We start from the raw sequence: 20,169 nt of genomic DNA on the forward strand, positions 1-20,169 counted from the left end.
TCATGATTCTTTGCATCATCGTGGAACATTTCTACGTTATTTTTGGGGATGCTCTTCTTGAAAATGGAGCCTGCCTGCTATCGCAGATTAGCTGACCAATTCTCCGCCCTTTTTTGCAAATCATCCAGGAAGCTTTGGATGTCTGGGGCATTGCCTGTCGCAGCACGGCTAATAAAGCCATTAACCGCCGGAACAATATCGCTCATGAAGAACGGATTTGCTTCATCCATCAGCTCGGAATGCCCGACCTCGGCTATTTCCAGAGCCTTCTTAATAAATTTATCCTGCTCCAAAACGAAGTCCGCATTAGACAAAGTCGGCGTGTTAGAGAAGTTGATGTAAAGATGCTTTTGAGTCTCATAACCGGATAAAAATTTCATAGCAATCCAGGCTGCTTCCACATCCTCAACATTTTTGGCCATGACAAACGGGTCAACGGCTACCCAGCCTTCTCCATTCGGCCCCAAGTTCATAACAGGCTCAAAGCGATTAAGCAGTTCCTGGTCCTCATTGGCTCTAAATTCACTCATCGTTGAGCCGCCTGTTTGGTCTATGCCGATAGCAATCTGGTTATTTTCCAAACCGAAGTTTTCCGCTCCCTGAGCATTGACGAATCCTGGAGGGGGCAGAACAGCCGCTTCTTTAAGCCATTCCATCACTTTGACCATCTCCGGGCTGTTCAGCTTCCATTTAATCGACTTAAGGTCAGATAGCGTTCCCTCTGCTCCCGGGGCATTGAAAGCAAGTGTCAGCGCTACAAAGGTAGAGCCATTTAAAGCGTTGCCGCTCCAATACAAGCCATAATTCTGCTCTCCCGTAACCGGATTCGTGCCATGCATGCTCTTTGCTTTTTCCAGTACTTCTTCCGGAGTCGGATTCTCGGACAGCCTTTCCACTCCCCATTGCTCGAACAATTGAGTATCCATAATAATCATTCTTCTTCCTAATACCGTCGGGATTCCAAATTGGTGCTCCCCATCCGGTGACTTGGTACTGTAGGAATTATTCCATATTCCCTCCAGATATATACTAGGGTCAAAATCGGGATCGCCCTCAATCAAATCATCCAGATCCCTCAGCAGGCCTTCCTGGTACCACTGGGATGCGAAGGCACCACCGGTATACATAATATCCACATCGTTGGACATTAACATCGCCGTTTGCTTGGCTTTTACATTTTCCCAAGGAATTTGATAAATTTCCAGCTCGATGTTGGGATACATTTTCTCAAATGTATTCTTCAAAAAAGTATTCAGCCCTGTCGTCCGGTTCCCGGTTAATGGATCAATCCCATCCTCCAGCTCCCACCCGGCCAAAGCAACCCGGACCTTGCCGGAAATATCCGATACCATCTCTACTTCTCCTGTACTTTCGCCTGAACCGGGAGCGGAGGAGCACGCAGCAACAAACACGGTCAACAAGGAAAGCATTAGCAAAGCAAGCTTTTTCATAAAGATACCCCTTTCCTGATATACATGATAGAATCCGCTTATCTGCGGTTGCGTCCGGCCGGATTCAACATTCCATGAAGCCGGAACTAGCAGCCCGTTTACTGCTTGATTCCAGTTAAAGCGATGCTTTCGATAATGTAGCGCTGCAGGAACAAATATACCGCTACGACTGGAATAAGACTGACCGTTGTAGCCGCCATAATAATAGCAGGCAGTTGGTTGACTCCATTATTGTAGGTGAACATAGCCAAGCCTATTTGGATAGTGTACTTATCCGCACTCTTCAGGGCCAGCAGCGGCCACAGCATGTCATTCCATACTCCCAGGAATAACAGAATAATCATGGTGGCAATAATGGGCGTGCAAAGCGGAAAATAAATTTTCCAGAACACGGTTGATTCCTTTGCCCCGTCAATGACCCCTGCCTCACGCAGGGTGGATGGCAGCTGGTCGATGAAGGCCTTCGCCAGAAACGTGCCAAAGGCATAATTAAGCGCTGGAAAATAAAACGCCCAATACGTATCGATCAGGCCCATTTTGCTAAACAGCAGGTATTGCGGGATCATCGTCATTTCAAAAGGGATCATCATCGTGCTGAGAGCCAGCAATAGCACGATATTGGCGCCTTTGAACCGAATCTTGGACAAGGCGTAGCCGGACAATAGAGCCGACAAAGCGCTGACCAGAATAACCCCTCCGCTGACTACGATGGAATTGAAGATGTAACGCATCATCGGGATATTAGTAAAAGCCGCCTCATAAGGCCTCGTTGAAGGAATTTCCGGCCACAATCTGGGCGGAAACTTAATGTTCAGTCTTGCCCCCCAGTCAAAGCTGGTAAGCAGCATCCACAGAAAGGGAATGACCATAACGAACGAGCCTAGGAACAAGATCAGGAATAATAGGATTTGTCCGGCAGAGCGCGGCTTTTTGCTTGCTCCCGCTGGAGGTGTGCCTACGGGCGCGGGGATAGGCTGCAGCGGATTAGCTTGTGACAAAGAGCATCACCCCTTGAGTTAATTTTCGCATCAGGCTACAGCAAAACCGGAGCCAAAAGTAAGCGATTTCAATATAGCGGTTATTAAATTCAAATATGCAGGTATAAATCGCAAATTTAACGAAACATACTGATTGGAATATTAGTCCACCGAGCCCGATCTTCGGTTCATAGCGAGTAAGAACATGGTCAGCACCAAGATGATCATAAATAGAAGATAGGACGCCGCTGTAGCCAGGCCCATCTGGGAAGCGAGAAACGCGTTGCGGTAAATATAAAGTACTGCTGTCATCAGACTTCCTCCCGGATTTCCGGCAGTACCTCCGATTAGCCAAACATCTGTAAACCTCTTCATGCCGCCGATAGTCCCCATAATCAGCATGAAGAACAGAATCGGCTTTAGATAGGGTATCGTAATATAATACCAGCGATGCAGCCAGTTCGCGCCATCTACTTCCGCAGCTTCGTACAAGTCCCGCGGCACGCTCTGTAATCCGGCCAGGAAAATGATTGTATTATAGCCTAAAGCTCCCCATAAGCTCATCATCACGATACTGAACCTGGCGTAGCTGGGATCTGTAAACCAGCCAATCGGTTCAATATTGACGAGTCCAAGAACATAGTTGAGCAGTCCTTCCCTGCCGGGGAAAAATAGAAAGGAAAAGAGCAATGTAGTAGCAACGGCAGATACGACATTCGGCAAAAAATAAATGCCCTTGAACACATTTTTGGCCAGCTCCCATTTCAATCCATTAATTAGACTGGCCAATATGAAAGATAGGCCAATGCCCAACAGTACTGAAAGAATGCCCATATAAAAGGTGTTATAAAGCGCTTGCCAGAACAAGTTGTCTGAAAGCACGTACCGATAGTTGCTCCAGCCCACCCATTGACCTGACATCGCATTGGAGCTGATCTGTTGAAAGCTCATATACAGCGCGGCGATCATCGGGTAAATGGCAAAAACAAAAATACCGATTAACAGCGGAGCACTGAACAAATAACCTACCAAATCATTGCGCGTCAACCATCGTTTGCGTGTCTTCATGCGGCCATGATCCCTCCTTTGATCTGATCTCGCGCTTCGTCTTTTCCTGCATTTTCCGTTCCATCTCACGCAGAGCCGCTTCCGGAGTGATATAACCCTTCATAGCTTTGTACATCTCCAATACCGCTATTTCGCGGGCCACTTTGAAATCGTTGGAGAAATAGACGGGTTCAGACTCTTTACTTAATTCCACAAACAACCGGCCGGTTACTTGACCTGCAAAAAACGGTTGGGGCTCATCATACATAGGATTCTCATATGCCTCCTTTAACGAAGGAAACACGTCGGCTACCCGGTGGATCCGGTTAACTGTATCGGCATTGCCCAGCATATACTCGATGAAAGCCCAAGCCGCTTCCTTGTTTGTCGACTGCTTGGAGATTCCGAAGTAAGAGCCCCCTCCTTCTGCAGCTCTTGGACCGCCTTCTACCCATGCAGGCATTTTGACAACTCCCCACAGCCCCTCACTGTCCTTGGCAATATCCCTCAAGGTGCCTCCCATCCAGACTGGATCCAGGGTTGTCGCAACCTTGCCTTCATTCATCGCCTGCTGCCAAGGCTCCGACCCGACCTCGGCGTCCAGCAGCAGGTTTTCCCGTTTCAATTCGATAAGCAATTTCAGCGCCCGCAAGGCTTCAGGACCATTAATCGCAATTTTGCCTTCATTATCGACATAAAGCGTTCCCTGCTGTGCCATCATATGCTCCAGGATCCTCGTCATCCCAACTGCGGAATCCAGAGCCATCGTGTGCATAGCAACTCCTGTGCGTGCCTTAATCTGCTTACCCACCTCAACATACTTATCCCAGGTGCTTACCAGCTCGGACACTGACTCCGGGTCCGAGGGAAAACCCGCTTGCTCAAACACATCTCTTCGATAAAAAAGAGCTACAGGGCCGGAATCCCAAGGCATCGCGTATATCCGCCCGTCCTTGATCGCATCCGGCCATTTGGAATCTACAATCCGGTCACGGTAAGGGGCAATCAGCTCAGTTAAATCCTCCAGCGCATTCGTTTCAATGTACTGGCCAATATAATAGCCTGACAAGGTAGCAACATCCGGGGCTCCCTGATTGGCCGCATTCGCTAGCAAAAACTTTTTGTAAGCGTCATCATGCGACAGCAAAACCGTGTTTACAGAAATGCCGGGATAAGCTCCTTGAAAGCCTTCCAATTCGGATTCAATTGACTTCATGGTGTATTTCCATGACCAAAAGGTGATCCCTCCTTCTACCTCATACTGTTCTTGATCTGTTTCCTGGGACATGGAATTAGGCACTGTCCCTTTGCAAAACTGAGATAAGCAGACAATCAGGAACAACAAGCTAAGCAGCAGCAATAAAGAAGATAGTCTAAGTTCCACCGCTTTTCTCAGTGCAGATCCCCCTTTCCAATGATGCCCTTAAGCAACCATGAAATGGATATGCCCATTATAGCTTTCCAATCGGAGCATACCCATGACACGGACTCAGTATTGTTTGCACAATTTTCAGTTTATTCGGAGATTTCCCGTCAATATTGGAATAACTTCATATTTCTCCCCCTTGGAGGTGGAAAAAGCTCAGACTAAAGTGGACAAAATTAAGATTTTGCTGCTCTAACCGGAACAAAAATAAGCCTCCTCCTGCGGATTCGGCTAATTTTTCCTGCCATGTCGGCATTGACTATTTGCAAGTTTAATGCCGAGCTGTATGCTCGGACTTGAATCGGGTAGGGCTCATTTGTGTTACCCTTTTGAACACCCTGCTAAAGTATCGAAAATCACTGTAGCCAACCTTATCCGAGATATCCGAAAGCGTATCCGATGAGTGAAGCAGGAGCTGCTTGGCTTTTTCAATTCTTAGGCTGTTTAAATAGTGGGTGAAGGTAAGTCCGGTCGTTTCTTTAAACAGATGGCAGAGGTAATTTTTGTTGACATGAAAATCAGTAGCTACCTGCTCCAAGGAAATTTTGCTTGCATAATGCTGGTTTAAATATTTCTCGATTTGACTGACCAGGCGTTTGCCGCTGCTTCCGGCCAGCTGGCTTTTTTGCTTGATAAGCTGCCGGCAATAGCTCTGGATGCGCAGCTTCGTTTTTTCCATGTTCCAGTACAAATTGAACGGTTCCTCACCGAAGGGATCAACTGCTTTTTCTCCCGCCGCTTTCAAATGACTGTTCACTTCCATAGCAGATACATGAATCAGGGAGATCATTTTGTCCACACACAACTTGGCTGTTTTTCCGGAGTATTGGCGCTCTGCCAGCCAATCAAAAAATTGTCCAATAAGCGCCATCGCCTCTTCCATATCGCCAAAGCTGAGCGTATTGGCAATCCGCTCGCGGAATTCCGTATCTATCCATGCTAAAGATTCCCTCTCGCTCGGCACTTCTCCTGCCCTGTAAGCAGCCAGCTCCCGGTGATGGAAAACTTGCCGCTCCGGGTGGAACCATTGAAGCTGCGAAGCCATATGCGCGTGTCTATATCCGGTAAGAAGCTGTTCGCAGCGGCCGCAAACCGGACTGATGCCAAAGCAGACATCCACCTTGAGCACCCGGAGTATAAGCTTGCCCAGCTCCTGCAAGCTGCTCTCTACCCGCTGTTCAAATGCATACCGGGACTCATGCTGTAGCAGGTCCATAATAAATACATATTCATCATGCTCTACCTTGAAAAAATCAATAGCTTCCTTCTGAGGTACGGTTGTGAAATGCTCCTGCAGCAGATTTATGATAGAAAAGGCGACCAGCCTGCTTCCTTCCGGTTCAAACCGGTGCTGGGCTTCGACCATATTTACCCTCATTACGACTACGAAATAGGACTGAAAGGAAGAATGAAACCGGTACATTCGGGCAATTTCCATGATCTGTGGAACAGTATATTTGTAAGTGAGGATGTCACGAAAAAAATTTTCCACTTTATAATGATCATCCGGCAGCACCGTTCCCACTTTTTTCGCAAGCTGAGCCGAGCTGGTTATTTCTTTGGTAACCTTGCTGACCGACTTCACCAAATCCTCAGGTCTGATGGTCATTTTAAGCAAATAATCGGTAGCCCCCAGCAGCAGTGCCTCTCTGACATATTCAAATTCGTTTGCGCAGCTGAGTACAATAAACTTGCATTCCGGGCTTCTCCTGCTGACCTCTTTGATCAGATCAATTCCATCAATGACAGGCATGATAATGTCAGTAATAATAATATCCGGCCGCCAATGATTCAAATTCTCGAGCACTTCACTGCCGTCAGCCGCCTCCTCTACTCTGCCGATGTTAAGCTGTTCCCAATTAACTGAATGCTTGATACCGTGGCGGACAATAGGTTCATCATCTACGATTACCAGCGTGAGCATGATTACTGACTCCTCCTTTTGGATTTAGGCAAGATCACCTTCACAATAGTTCCTACCCCCGGTTCACTCTTCCAGCGGACACCGTAGTCAGCACCAAAATATAGCTGAATCCGTTTATCGACATTTATGATTCCTACTCTCTCCCTCCCCGGCCGGGGAACAGGATGGGACACGGATCCTACTCCGTTATCCTCTACTTCAATGATCAAGTGGTCCTCGGCCTCGCGGCCTCTCACTCGAATCGTTCCTTTCTTGCGTTTAGGCAGTATACCATGTAATATAGCATTTTCCATAATCGGCTGCAGACTCATTCTCGCGATTTCGCCTTCCTTGACGTTATCGTCCAGATCATAGATTACTTCAAACTGATCCGGATGAGCCATAGCCTGGATCTTCACGTACTGCTGCAAGTAGCCTATCTCTTCGGCAATCGAAATAATCGGGTCATCCAGGCGGAAAGCCCCCACCAGAACTTCATTCATAGATGTTATCATCTCAAAAACCGGCTCTGTTCTTCCCACTTTGACCAGCCAGCGGACATTGTTCAGCGTATTATAAATAAAATGCGGGTTAATTTGCGCTTGCAGCGCCCGGAGCTCCGCCTTTTTCTGCTTGTCTCTTTCCTGTTCAATGTGATCGAAGGAAGCCTGGAGCCTGCTCACCATTTGGTTAAAGCTGCGAATGAGGAAGCCAATCTCATCCTTCATTTCCCTGCTTTTGTAAGGAGCCAGCTGGTCCTGATTCATTTTCTTCATATACAGAGCCAGCTGCAAAATCGGTTTGACAAAGTTATAAGCAAGCCCCAAGGATAAGGTCATCGATATAAGCAACAAAACGACAACGATGAGCGCCAGCTGATTTCGCAGGGAAGCCGCTTCCTTCAGCAGCGCCGGCTCCGGAATCAGACCAACGATCTGCAGCGGGGACAGCGCGCCTTCCTCTTCAGCTACGGACAGATATAGATAACCGTCCTCTATCAGTCTCTCGGTATTGTCTTGGAAGGACATCCCCGTCAGCCTGTCGATAACCTCCTGCTGCGGAGAAGCTACCGGGTTAATTAACCGGGCGTTCCGGTCCAGCAGCAGAATCATTTCGTCATATTGTTTGTCCTGTTTATCAATAATTTGGTAAATGCGGTCAGCGTAAACGGTTACAATTACAACGCCTTCGATTGAGTTCGTTTGCGGCGACTTGATCTTTCTGCCGAGAAACAGCACCTCTTCCTCAGCCTTCTCGGTATTCATGACAAACTCGGGGTAACCCATAGGAGAAACTACCAGCTCGCCATCGCTCTGCTCAATGATCTGATAAATATCAGAAACCAGCAGCCGGTCTTTATAAGCTGAAGAGGTACCGCCCACTTCTCCGTATTTATTGATGAGAAAAATGTCATTAATGAAATCTCTGCTGTATTTGAAGCTGTCAAAATATGCCCGCATCTCGATTCTTTTTAAAGGGTCATTAAGCAGCGTAAACATATCCTCTTCAAGAAAAAATAAGCTCATAGTCATGAAGTCGATTTCTTTGAGATACATGTTCAATTCATTGTTCATGGAGCGGACATAATCCTTGGCGTAATAGGCGGTGTTATTCTTAATGCTGTTAGCTGTATACTGATACACAAACATGGTGCTGACAACGAGAATGACGATGTTCATCAAGAACAGATATAGGGCTAATCGCAGCAAAATATTACGGCTGGGCAGGATACGTTTTCGCAAAGACTATGGGCACCTCCCGTGAAAAGGGAGTCGGTCTTACCAAGTATTACAGGGTAAGACTGACTTTTCAGCAATTAAAACATGAAAACCTCCAAAAGACAACCGGGTGTGGTCTTTATTTGGAGGTTTGGGCTGATGTGCTAACCTTTGGCAGCCAGATAAGCTTGTTTGTATTGTTCCGCCTTGCGGGCGACTAGACTGTAATCCCCGGTTTTGACTGCTTCGGAAGTTAAGTCCGAGCCTATTCCGACCGCAACCGCTCCTGCTTTGATCCAATCGGCCAGATTGTCCAGGGAAACTCCTCCGGTCGGCATCAGATTTGCCTGCGGCATTGGCCCTTTAATCGCTTTAATCATAGACGGTGAGAACAAGTTCCCCGGGAACAGCTTCACGATGTCCACGCCAAGCTCTAAGGCGCTTTGAATTTCCTGAATGGTCATAACTCCCGGCAGCACCGGAACCCGGTACCGGTTGCACAAGGTGACTGTTGGTGCATATAACGATGGTCCAACTACGAATTCGGCACCTGACAGGATAGCTGCACGGGCTGTTTCCGGGTCAAGCACGGTACCCACACCGATGACAGCGAATTTCGACGGGTCCGATGCGGTAGCCGAGTAGGTTTTGGCCAGCTGTTCAATCGCCTTCAGGGCAAAAGGAACGGTCATGGTCACTTCAATGACTTTAATCCCTCCTGAAATAGCCTGTTCAGCCATCTCTACAACTTCCTCTGGTGAATCTCCGCGTAAAACGGCGACAACGCCTTCTTCCATAAGCTTCTGGGTGATTTGCAATTTTTTCATATTCTCAACTTCTTTTCTTATAAATTTTTTTGGATTTTATTGTAAGCTTACTGCACTATTGGCATTCAATCTTCCTTCGTATCTGCTGCCCGTTCAAGCTTGGTATTTAATCTTCAGTATTCTTTACAAAACATTCCTTGACTTATTCATGTCTTCTCATTATGGTTACTGGCAGCCGTCTCACCGTTCAATATGTTTCTGATTGGTTAAAATTGCTTCGACCTGGCTCCATGTAGGGATTCCCTCCCAGTCTCCCTCTGCCTGCACAACGAGAGAACCGATCAGATTGCCTAGGCGGACCGCTTCGTCCAAGGAATATTCCCGCAGAATGCCGCTGATGAACCCGGCACAAAAGCCGTCACCCGCACCTACCGTGTCCACAACCTGCTCCGCTTTGAAATAGGGGACCGAACGAACCTCTCCCTGCTCCACAATATACGTCTCGTCTTCCCCGCCCTTTACTATTGACACGGCTCTTAGCTGAGCAAGGCGACTTATGATCTCATCAAATTCCTCAGTGCGGTACAGCAGCTTCAGCTCATCCAGGCCCGGGAGAAAATAATCCGCTTCTTCAGCCAAAGCGAGCAGCACGCTTCTCGCCTCATCAACGTTCCACAGCTTTAGCCGGAGATTAGGGTCAAAGCATATTTTAACTCCATGCTGTCTCGCTGTAGCCATTGCCGATGCTATCGCTTGCTTGCACGTCTCGCTTAAAGCAGGAGTAATTCCAGTCACATGCAAAATCGACGCCTGAGCTATATAATCGCGGTCGATGTGGGACGGCTCCATACGGCTCGCTGCCGATTGTTGGCGGTAATAATAGACCGAGCTCTTACCGGAAATGACTTCTCTGAACATTAACCCTGTAGGAGCATCATCGGAGAGAACAGCGCGGGAGACATCAACCCCTTCGCCACGGATTTTTTTCAAAATCATGCGCCCTAAAGGATCATTGCCTAAACGCCCAAACCACCCTGCTTGATGCCCCAGTCTCGCAAGCCCAATCGCCACATTGCTTTCTGCTCCCCCAAAAGATGTTTCCAGATGCGGAGAATGCTCGATGCCCTTAGCTCCCATTGGCAGCATAAGTGCCATAGTCTCGCCAAATGTAACCACTTCCGGTTGTTTCATTCTCTTATCCTCCTCATGTGATCCTTCACAAATAGCGGTCAAATCGTTAATGGGCTGAATGCTTATGCTGAATGCTTATGGACTCAATGTGTATGCACCGAATGTTTATGGACTTAATGTTTATGGATTGACCATTCGGACAAACAAACCGTCTTCGTTAAATCTGCAACGGACATGGATAAAACTATCTATTCATCGAGGCAGCGGCAGCGAACACGGAAGTGACCAGCAGGCCGTAAGCCGTTTGCTGCCCGCTGCAGTCCGATGCGATTTCTACCACCCTTTTCGAAAAAAGCGCCAGCAGCATAAATTCGAGTTTTCTGTGAAAATAATACGCCCCGCATGATGAGCACTCTCGGGTAATACGCACCTCGATAACATGATTTGGAGGATTGTACGATATTTCGTTTAAAACACTGGCGGCAGCTCCTTAAAGCTTAAACCCCAGCGTTTGTACGATTTGTCATACAAATCTCGGGCAATCGCACTCCAATACCATGCATTTGTACGATTTGTCATACAAATTTTAGGTAATCGCTCTTCAATCTCCTAATTTGTACGACGTTTCATACAAATTTCCGGTATTCGCACTTCAACCCCATGAATTTGTACGACATTTCGTACAAAGCGCAGGCAACAAGCCCGCGAACCTTGCGAACCCCGCAAACCTCGCGAGCCTCAACGAGCCTCGCCAACCTCGGCTATTTATATGCTGGAGTTGTGCCTGAGAAATCATGGCATGACTGTTTTCATAAAGAAAAATTGCTTCGGAGGCACGGGTGAGTTATTACACGGCTTATAAATAATAATGATTAGTTCAAACTATAGTTTCATTATAGAGGAAAGCCACTGTGTATACCAGTACATAGTACCGGAACGCTGCTGTTCATACTCATTAAAGACTGGGCGTGCCAGCTTTTTCGCCGTAAAGGCCGGGGCGCTTCGGGACGTACAAGCTTTTTCGCTGTGTAGACTGAGACAAGCCCGAGACAATAAGCTATTTTGCTGCAAAGGCCGGGACATACAAGCTTTTTTCGTTTAAATTGTGGAAAAATAGGGTACAACAAAACTAAACCCTTTTAACTGGGAACAAGAGGTGAACTCGGATGATGGACGTTCTGACAGCCTTTCTGACAACTATCGATCCCGTATGGCAAATCGCTGTAGTCGTCGTACTTGCCTGCCTATCCGGCTCCCTGCTATTTCTGTTTACCGGACGCCATGAGCAGGTTAGCGATCAGGAGTTCGAGGATTTCTCCTCGTTCTTTCCCCAGGTGAAGCCGGTGATGCACCGATACTCCGATGAACAGGAAGAGTCAGATGGACAAGCTCAGGCCCAATGGATAGAGGATGACTATAGATCGGGCAGCCCTTCTTCAAGCGCAAATTCAAAGTCCTCCAAATCGACTACCTGAACGGGAATTGCCGCTTCGATAACTTTTTCTATCAGTTCGAACTGATCCGTTAACAACGGAGTATGATTCCGCAAGCTCAAGAGCAGCAGCTCTGTTTCTATAGGATCGAAATTTTCCCCGTATTCCCCATTATCCATGGCCGATACAACAACAAGCCTTGTCTTGTCGTTAAGCAGCAGCGGAGGACTTTGCCGCCAGGGCATAGCAAGTGCCCGCTCCAGCTTTTTGGCATTGAAAGGCTCTTCCAAAAAAGCAATAAACTCCTTGATCCTTTCTTTGACATACGCATCATCGTCCTCATCGGGCATTATCGGGTCTCCGCATTCCAACAGCTCATACAGCTCTCCGATGCTGGAGTAGGGAACAAAATAAGTAACCTCCCTGCTCGGTACAAGCAGTTCACCATAAGCCGCTAGCATCACGGCCTCTATTACAAAACTTCTATCCGTCGAATTCAATTCACAACTGCCTCCCGAATATGAAAAGCTTCAAACGAAGCCCTTTCGAAGATGAATAACCCGGTATTTGCGGTAACTTTTCATGCCAATCAGAAAGCATGCTTTCGGAGATCGAAATCTTACACTTTCTGATGTGGTAAGAAAAGCTTCTATCGAAGCCCTTTCGAAGATGAATAACCCGGTATTTGCGGTAAAGCGGATCCTTGGCCCTTTGCCGCTTTTTTCTTCTAATAGTAATCTGTTGCCGATGAGCAGGTCAAGAAACGCCTTGAAGCGAGCATATCCCGGAGCGTTCCTCTAGTGTACAATATAACTATTCCAACTATATAAGTATTTCAGCAAATTGTTCGATAACTCATTAGTTTATTATATGAATTACGGCAGCATCTGCCGCTTCGACCTTAATCCTTGGAGGAGCCTTTTTGTGAAAATATTAGTTATTGCCGAAAAGCCGGACATGGGAAGGAATATCGCCCGCGCGATTGAGCCCCGTGCCGTTAACAAAAAAACTCACATTCTTGGAGAAACCTACATCATCACTTGGGCTATCGGTCATCTGGTTACTCTGGCCGAGCCCGATCATTACGATGCTCGCTATAAAAAATGGAATTTGGCTGACCTGCCTATTATTCCTGATTCCTTCAAGCTTATTCCCTATTCCAAAACCCGCAGTCAGCTAACCGTCATTCGCGATTTAGCCAAAAAATGCGGGCAGATCGTCAATGCCTGCGATGCCGGAAGAGAAGGGCAGCATATCTTCTCCTTAATCCAACGCCATTTAAAGCTGGCCCAGCCTGTCAAACGGTTATGGATTTCAGACTTAACTCCGGAAACCATCCGCCACGGTTTCGCGCATTTAAAGGACGGTTCGGAATATGACAATTTGACAAGAGCAGCTCGAGCCCGAAGTGAAGCCGACTGGCTGGTCGGTATGAATGGCTCCCGCGCGTTTACAACAAGGCATCAGGCTCTGCTTTCGGTAGGGAGAGTGCAAACACCGGTACTTGCACTCATTTATGACCGGCACAAGCAAATCGAAGCGTTCACTTCACAAAAATACTACGTAGTGGAAGCCAGCTTTCAGCAAAAAGAAACCAGCTACCGCGGTGTCTGGCAGGGTGAGCGCATTGTCGATAGAAGCAAGGCGGAGCAGCTTTCCCTCAAAGTCAATGGGCAGCCGGGAACGATCACCTCTTACGAAGAAAAAAATGTAAAGGAGTTTCCTTTCAAGCTCTATGATCTGACCCTGCTGCAGCGGGAAGCTAACGGCAAGCTGGGCTTTTCCGCCAAGAAAACATTGGATATTGCCCAAGCCCTGTATGAGAAGCATAAGGTGATTACTTATCCTAGAACCAACTCCAATTATGTCAACGAACAAAACATTCCCGAAATGCACAGAGCTCTCGATGCCTTAAAGTCTTCCCCTTACCGGCAATGGGTGGAGGGAGCCCACCGTCCGTTAGTAAGCGTCCGCAACCGGCAAGTATGCAACCCGGCCAAGGTGGAGGATCACCATGCCATCCTGCCTACCGTGAAGCAGGCAGGGAAGCTTTCAGCCGATGAGCAAAAGATTTATGATTTAATCGTTCGCCGCTTCCTATCCCATTTTTACCCCGCAGCGGAGTACAAGGTTCATACCGTTCATACGGAAGTGGCCAAGGAGCCGTTTAAAACTACTGTCAAAGAGCTGATTTCCTTGGGGTGGAAAGCGATTTATGCCGACCATGCGCAGGCGTCAAACCGCAATGACCGCAGCAGCAGCCGGGGCAAAGGCCGACAGAATGAAGAGAACGAGGATGAATTGCAAATCGAGACGGAGCTGCCGTTTCAGCTCACCCCATCCCTGCCCGTTCATTGTACAGAAACCACCGTTAAAGACAAAGAGACCCAGCCGCCTAAGCCCTACACGGAAGGAACTCTATTGAAGGCCATGGAAAGCGCGGGCAAGCAGGTGGAGGATGACGAGCTGCGGGAAATCATGAAGGAATCCGGACTCGGTACCCCTGCTACAAGGGCCGCTACGATTGAACGCTTGAAGCAGGTCGGTTATATCGAAATGCAGGGCAAGCGCATTGTTCCTACATTGAAGGGATGCACAGCTATCGAGCTGATCCGTGGTGCGGGGATCGAGCTGCTTACTTCCCCCGAGATGACCGGACAGTGGGAAAAGCGGCTGAATGAAATTGCCAGGGGCCAAGCCTCCGATGAAGCGTTCATGGCCAAGGTGAAACAATTTACCGAGCTGATTGTTCGCAAGGTTAAGCTTCAGGAGCAGGCCAATGGAGATGCTTTGGCGGCTCCCGCTAAAGCTTCCCGGAGCGGCCGCGGAGCAAGGAAGTCTGCAGCCGGCAATTCGGCAAAGAAGCGTTCGGACAGGCCGGGTTCAGGCGATGTACAGGCCTCGCAAGCCTTCACACAGGCTGCAGCCTCCGCTTCCAGCCAAACAAGCGCCCGCGCTTCAGCTTCCGGCCGGACAAGCGATACCAAGCCCGGGAGCCGCAAAAAAACCGCCGCCCAGCCCGGGAAAATCATCGGACTTTGTCCTCGTGAGGGATGCGGCGGCAGCGTGTTTATGGGCAATAAAGGCTATGGCTGCAGTCACTACAAGCTGGGCTGCACCTTCGTCATTTGGAAAAAAACGAAGTATAATAAAACGCTGAGCGATGCCATGGTTAAATCTCTGCTGCAAAAAGGAGAGACCGGCAAGCTTAAATTTAAAACGCAAGGCCGGGAATATAGCGGCAAGTTCATTCTGCGCGACAAAAGCACCGGGGAATTGGATGTTGGCCCGGTTTAATCACCGGTGAATTCAATCCAGACCGCCGTTTTATCATCCGATTTCTTGAAACGCGGGTACTGTGTGCACTCGGGGTCGTTTTCTTCGAGCTCTACGAGCCACTTTGCGTAGTTGGCCAAGCCATCGGTTTTTATTCGCTCAGCCAGCTGCTCGATGGTGGCTCCCTTCTCCCCTTTTTTAGTCGGTAAAAAAAGACCGTCGGTAACCATCAGCAGTCCGCTCAGCCGGATCCGGTTCATTCGGCCATACTCCAGCAGATCAGCGACTTCCGGCTCTCCGCTGATCACCGTGTAGCCATTCAGTGTGTTCAGGCTCAACCGATTTTGCTGAATTTGCGGGCTTACGTACTCTCGTAATTCCAGCGGCGAGGAGAGTCCTTTTTCGATGCCTTCCACCCACTTGCTGCGGGTCAGACTGTCCAGCGGAGCTACCTGGTCCTGAGTCAGGACACGGATAGAGCCATCCCCGTAGTAGGCCACGAGCATACAATCCCCTGCCTGTGCAAATTCCACGTAATGATCCGTAATTTTCACCACAGCAATGCCGGCTGTCCATAACTCCCGCTTATCTTCCACGTTAATGCCGCTCTTCTCCATGCTTTCCCGCAGCTTGCGGTTAGCCTCCAGCACTGCAGAATATAGCGGCTGTTCGGCACTGTCTCCCGTTAGCGACTCCAGATGCTCGCTAATTAATCTCGAGGCCAGCAGCCCTCCTGTTTCCCCGTTCGGTCCGCGGTACGGCACCATAGAGGTAGCTCCATCAACGACACCATATATAGCCAAGTGATCATTGATAATGAGTGAGTCTTCGTTGAATGTATTGCTGCCTTGAATAGTTAGCTTTTGCACTTTGATGCTCGTCATGTTGGTTTGCCCCCTAGTCGATTAGTCGATTTGTACCGGTTTGTCCGGATCGCGGTAATAGTTGAACATTTCTCTGATTTGGGATTCAGTGTTTCTTTCGACAGACAGCTCTGGAAGCTCATGCTCTGCAAAAAAAGCCGCCTCACTTGTCTCCAGGCCTGCCGCCAGATCCCCGCCAGTAATCTCGCAGCGAATAAAGAATTTATAGAGATGGTAGGGCGCTGGAGGATGCGGATGAGCCAGAATATCGTACACAGCGAGCAATCTCACCGCTTCTACCTCATAACCGGCTTCTTCTTTTACTTCCTTAACGGCTACTTGCTTAGGCGATAGTCCAATATCCGCCCAACCTCCCGGCAGTGCCCAACAGCCATCATGCTTTTCCTTGACCATCAACAGCCTGCCTTCTTGAAACACTACAGCACGCACATCGACCTTAGGAGTGGCGTAGCCCTTTTCCGAGGCGAATAACCCCTCAACCAAGGGCATCGGCGTTGCAGAATAAGCAGACATAATTTCTACACTGATTTTGCGGATTTGCTCGAATCTTTCCAAATCGTATACATCTCTTGAATACTCCAATCCGGCCTGAGCAATAGCTTGAAGCTGCTTGCACCATTCCAGCCATTTCGGTTCGTTCAGTCGGCCATTCAATTCGCTCATGGTATACCCCCTTAGGAATAAGGTGATTCTTTACCTTGGCAAAGAAATTCGTTCTATTTCGTTTTCTTCCAGCAGCCGGATAATTTCCGGGTCCTCCGTATCCGTGATGACAGCATCCATTTCTCGTAAATCGCAAACGTTATAGCGTCCCCGCCGATTCCAGTTTTTCTGGTCAATAAGCATAATCGCCATATCCGACTGTTTTAGAACCGCCCGTTTTAATTCCAGGCTTTCCTCCAAGCTTGCCGTCACCTGCCAATCGGAAGAGATGCCTGCCGTACGAAGGAAGCATTTGTCGAAGTTCATTTGCTCAATCGCCTGCATGGCAAAACAGCCATAAGCCGCCTCGTCACCCTCGTGGACCTTTCCGCCAATATGAATAAGGCTTACCCTGGTTAACAGCTCTGGCAAGGCATGAATGCTGTTGGTGACGACCGTAACATCTTTCAGGGCGGGCATTGCGCTAAACATCAAATTGGTGAAGCTTGACGATTCGATAAAGACCGTGTCTCCTGGCCGGATCAGCCCGACTGCCGCCTTCGCAAACGGATGCTTGCCCTCCAACCCGCGATCCTTGTAAGCGATAAACTCCGGCAGTTGGGCGGGCAGCACAGCTCCTCCATAAGTTTTATGAACGAGCCCTTTTTTATCCAAAAAGCGAAGGTCTTTGCGGATCGCATCCTCGGTGACTGAAAATTGAGCTGCCAGCTGCTTCACCTGAACTCTTCCATCCCTGCGGATGATATCCACGATTCGTTTCCTGCGCTCTTCGATGAACAAGATGTCCTCCCTCCTCTCCATACGCCCATTGGGCCCTAAATGGTGTGGCTGACGAGCGCTGTTATTTCGAAGCATTGAAAACGGCCAATAGCGTTGTTACACGGCTGTCGCTTTATTGTGAACAATATCCCCATCGTCCGCCAGCAGGTTATGCGGGAATCCCCCTAATTTTGGCCAAATAAGGACCACTGCGAGCATTTGAATCCGAAACACTGCGAATAAGGTGCGCATAGAATGCGCACAGGATGCATCAAGGCGCACACAAGATGCATCAAGATGCACACTAGATGCATCAAGGCGCACACAAAGCGCTCACAAGGCGCGCACAAGGCAATCAAGGCAAAAGGTGACACCTCTGCATCCGGACTGAAATCTTTGGATCTCTTTCATCACCCTTTAGCACGCCCACGTCCATTCATTATCAATCATTATTGTTTGTTATTATTCTGTATTAATCCAATTGTAAAAGGCTGTACTTGGTTCGTCAAGTACAGCCTTCTTATTTCCATATATTCTTTTGTATTATTACTTTTTACTAATTCGGTTAATTCCCTCGCTGATCGCTTCCCGATTTTCTCTGAACAAAGCAGCTAAAGATGCTAAAGAAACCAACTAAAAGCCAAACGAGCGACAAAAAAAGCCATGATGAAGCCCTAAGTCTAGGTGATCATCTTTTGCCAATTCATTTCAACATAAAACGGTTCCTTCTAATTTAAATCGTCCAGTCGTTCCAATCCTCTTTGCGCTTGGTGATCGAAGCAAGCCATCTGCCTGTCGTCTCTAACAATTGCCGGGTATGCTCATAGTTGGAAAAGGTATGGTTAGCCTGCAGAATTACTTCTTTATCGCACTGTCCGAGACTGCGCATCCAGAACATTTTTTGGTATAGGAAGCAGTAATCCACCGGTACCAGATCATCGGCGGTGCCATGAATAAGCAGCACGTCTCCGCTAAACTTGGCGGTCTCATGAAACGGATGTCTGCCTGTCATGGAGTCAAAGAAATGGCGGGATAACAAATAGCCGCTGTAATCGGCATGACCTTTCTGCACAGCCTGCTCATAGACCTGGTCACCAACAATCCGTTTGATATCGCTTAGCGGGTTAGCAACGGCAGCCCATAAAGCCAAGGAGCGCACCCTTTTATCCAGAGAGGCCGTCAAGACGGCTACTGCTCCTCCCAGGCTATGACCGAGCAGAGTTACTCTTTCAGCATCAACGCAATCCATATCCAGGCCGTAATCCAGGACGCGTCTCGTTTGGGCAATCAGCTCATCCAAGCCGTAATCCCCATAATTGCCCGTGCTTTCTCCGCATCCGGCATAATCGAAGCGAATGACTAGATATCCCTGCTTGCTGAGGTAGTTTGCAGTTTTAACAAATAGCCGATCTACGCCAATCCGGCTGCCGATAAAACCATGGCAAATGATGACGAGAGGCCAGCGCTGATTCTCTGCTGTATCTGGTGTGCTATTGTTCGGGTAATGAATTGCTGCAGCAAGCTGCTGTCCGTTCCAATCCAGGGTAATTTGGCGGCTCATTATATAACCTCCTTGCACTGATCCACAACTTTTCAAAATAAAACAATCAACAAAACCTAGAGCAACATTAGTAATTATAAACTAAATAAATTTTAATTTCATAATTCCTATATGTTTAATCGGAATAATGTTATGATAACACCCGGCTCACTAAAAATCAATGGCCGGGTAATCAGGCAATGCTTCCAAAACTCTGATAGCGCTCAGCACCAACATTTCAACACGGGCAGCTTGTCCGGTACGTATCTCAACCTTTGCTAAAATGCTAATTTTGCTCTGTAATACTAATTTTGTATCTCTGTATGAAAAGCCGCTTCTTCCTGCATTAACTCATTCAGAACGCTGTCGTGAATATGTCCGTTAGTGGCAACTACATCGCTAACCGTCAGTCCGTAAGCCGCTCCCTTCGTATCCGTAACCGTACCGCCCGATTCCTTGACGAGCAGTGTGCCGGCCGCCTGGTCCCACACGCTTAATCCGTACTCCCAAAAGCCGGATAGTCGGCCAGCAGCTACATAAGCCAAATGCAGAGCCGCAGAGCCGCTGGAGCGTATGTTCCTAGTCTGCGGTGCTATTCTTTGCAGGCAGCGCATATTAAGCGGCAGAGCCCTGCTGCGATCGGTTGGAAATCCGGTAGCCAGCAGGCTGTCGGCCAGCTTTTCTTCAGCGGAAACCTCCATCCTTCTACCGGTCAAATAAGCTCCTTTTCCCTTTTCCGCCACAAACATCTCGTCTTGCACAGGATCATATACGACCCCAACGATGACTTCATGCTTGTAAGCCAGTGCTATAGAGACGCTGAAATAAGGGTAACCGTGTACGAAATTCGTAGTTCCGTCGATTGGATCGACAATCCACAGGTATTCACTATCCTTATGGTTGTCCAAAGCCTTTACAAATGCACCCGGTCCAGGCGTTACACCCTCTTCTCCGAGAAAAGCATGATGCGGGAAATGCGTCTGGATCAAGTTGCGGATCAAAGCTTCAGCGCCTTTATCCACCTCTGTTACGAGATCGTTCGCGACGCTCTTTTGCCGCAATTTGTTGTAGCCGCCGACCTTGCTTTTGATCCACTCCCCGGCCTTGGCTGCTGTATTAATAGCGACAGCGGTGAAGCTTTTGCTGCCTACTGTATAAGCATCATTATTCGAAAGACTAGTCACTTTCCTCAAC

At 48.3% G+C, this 20,169-nt stretch carries 16 protein-coding genes; 2 read left to right on the forward strand and 14 right to left on the reverse strand.

Annotation, left to right across the window (positions count from 1 at the left end; genetic code table 11):
• Nucleotides 1–77: 77 nt before the first annotated feature.
• From PSHG_RS10825 to PSHG_RS10860, 8 genes are all read right to left on the reverse strand, one after another.
• The gene (locus PSHG_RS10825; RefSeq protein ID WP_010272686.1) at nucleotides 78–1,451 is read right to left on the reverse strand and encodes an extracellular solute-binding protein; all 1,374 of its coding nucleotides are present in this window, start codon (nucleotides 1,449–1,451) and stop codon (nucleotides 78–80) included.
• Between the two features lie 98 nt (nucleotides 1,452–1,549).
• Nucleotides 1,550–2,359, reverse strand: a complete 810-nt coding sequence (locus tag PSHG_RS10830) for a carbohydrate ABC transporter permease (RefSeq protein ID WP_235782051.1) — start codon at nucleotides 2,357–2,359, stop codon at nucleotides 1,550–1,552.
• A gap of 231 nt (nucleotides 2,360–2,590) precedes the next feature.
• A complete protein-coding gene (locus tag PSHG_RS10835) occupies nucleotides 2,591–3,496 on the reverse strand; it encodes a carbohydrate ABC transporter permease (protein ID WP_010272688.1) in 906 nt (301 codons plus the stop codon).
• Entirely contained in the window at nucleotides 3,462–4,859 is a 1,398-nt protein-coding gene (locus PSHG_RS10840) for an ABC transporter substrate-binding protein (RefSeq protein ID WP_010272689.1), read from the reverse strand. The genes PSHG_RS10835 and PSHG_RS10840 overlap by 35 nt, the downstream gene beginning before the upstream one ends.
• Nucleotides 4,860–5,172: 313 nt before the next feature.
• Nucleotides 5,173–6,825 (reverse strand): response regulator transcription factor, encoded by a 1,653-nt coding sequence (locus tag PSHG_RS10845; RefSeq protein WP_010272691.1) that lies wholly within the window; start codon nucleotides 6,823–6,825, stop codon nucleotides 5,173–5,175.
• 2 nt (nucleotides 6,826–6,827) lie between these two features.
• Entirely contained in the window at nucleotides 6,828–8,546 is a 1,719-nt protein-coding gene (locus PSHG_RS10850) for a sensor histidine kinase (protein WP_010272692.1), read from the reverse strand.
• Nucleotides 8,547–8,686: 140 nt separating this feature from the next.
• Nucleotides 8,687–9,349, reverse strand: a complete 663-nt coding sequence (locus PSHG_RS10855; protein ID WP_010272693.1) for a bifunctional 2-keto-4-hydroxyglutarate aldolase/2-keto-3-deoxy-6-phosphogluconate aldolase — start codon at nucleotides 9,347–9,349, stop codon at nucleotides 8,687–8,689.
• Between the two features lie 180 nt (nucleotides 9,350–9,529).
• A complete protein-coding gene (locus PSHG_RS10860) occupies nucleotides 9,530–10,480 on the reverse strand; it encodes a sugar kinase (RefSeq protein ID WP_010272694.1) in 951 nt (316 codons plus the stop codon).
• Nucleotides 10,481–11,586: 1,106 nt separating this feature from the next.
• Between PSHG_RS10860 and PSHG_RS30510 the strand changes: the two genes are divergently transcribed.
• Nucleotides 11,587–11,895: a hypothetical protein gene (locus PSHG_RS30510; RefSeq protein ID WP_010272695.1), complete on the forward strand. Its 309-nt coding sequence runs from the start codon at nucleotides 11,587–11,589 to the stop codon at nucleotides 11,893–11,895.
• Here PSHG_RS30510 and PSHG_RS10870 read toward each other — a convergent pair.
• A complete protein-coding gene (locus tag PSHG_RS10870; RefSeq protein WP_010272696.1) occupies nucleotides 11,835–12,353 on the reverse strand; it encodes a hypothetical protein in 519 nt (172 codons plus the stop codon). The genes PSHG_RS30510 and PSHG_RS10870 overlap by 61 nt on opposite strands.
• A 424-nt stretch (nucleotides 12,354–12,777) precedes the next feature.
• Between PSHG_RS10870 and PSHG_RS10875 the strand changes: the two genes are divergently transcribed.
• Nucleotides 12,778–15,150, forward strand: coding sequence for a type IA DNA topoisomerase (locus PSHG_RS10875; protein WP_010272697.1), 2,373 nt, complete (start codon nucleotides 12,778–12,780; stop codon nucleotides 15,148–15,150).
• On the opposite strand, the gene PSHG_RS10880 is transcribed toward PSHG_RS10875, so the two are convergent.
• The 5 genes from PSHG_RS10880 to PSHG_RS10900 form a co-directional block, all read right to left on the reverse strand.
• Nucleotides 15,147–16,013, reverse strand: coding sequence for a protein phosphatase 2C domain-containing protein (locus tag PSHG_RS10880; protein WP_010272699.1), 867 nt, complete (start codon nucleotides 16,011–16,013; stop codon nucleotides 15,147–15,149). The genes PSHG_RS10875 and PSHG_RS10880 overlap by 4 nt on opposite strands.
• Before the next feature lie 21 nt (nucleotides 16,014–16,034).
• Nucleotides 16,035–16,676, reverse strand: coding sequence for an NUDIX hydrolase (locus PSHG_RS10885; protein WP_010272701.1), 642 nt, complete (start codon nucleotides 16,674–16,676; stop codon nucleotides 16,035–16,037).
• 30 nt (nucleotides 16,677–16,706) lie between these two features.
• Nucleotides 16,707–17,456: a DeoR/GlpR family DNA-binding transcription regulator gene (locus tag PSHG_RS10890; protein ID WP_010272702.1), complete on the reverse strand. Its 750-nt coding sequence runs from the start codon at nucleotides 17,454–17,456 to the stop codon at nucleotides 16,707–16,709.
• 712 nt (nucleotides 17,457–18,168) lie between these two features.
• A complete protein-coding gene (locus PSHG_RS10895; RefSeq protein WP_010272703.1) occupies nucleotides 18,169–18,996 on the reverse strand; it encodes an alpha/beta hydrolase family protein in 828 nt (275 codons plus the stop codon).
• A gap of 284 nt (nucleotides 18,997–19,280) precedes the next feature.
• On the reverse strand, nucleotides 19,281–20,159 hold the full coding sequence (locus PSHG_RS10900; RefSeq protein WP_010272704.1) for an inositol monophosphatase family protein: 879 nt from the start codon (nucleotides 20,157–20,159) through the stop codon (nucleotides 19,281–19,283).
• Between the last annotated feature and the right edge of the window lie 10 nt (nucleotides 20,160–20,169).

It is taken from the genome of Paenibacillus senegalensis JC66, from assembly GCF_000285515.1.
Classification (GTDB): Bacteria; Bacillota; Bacilli; order Paenibacillales; family NBRC-103111; genus Paenibacillus_L; species Paenibacillus_L senegalensis.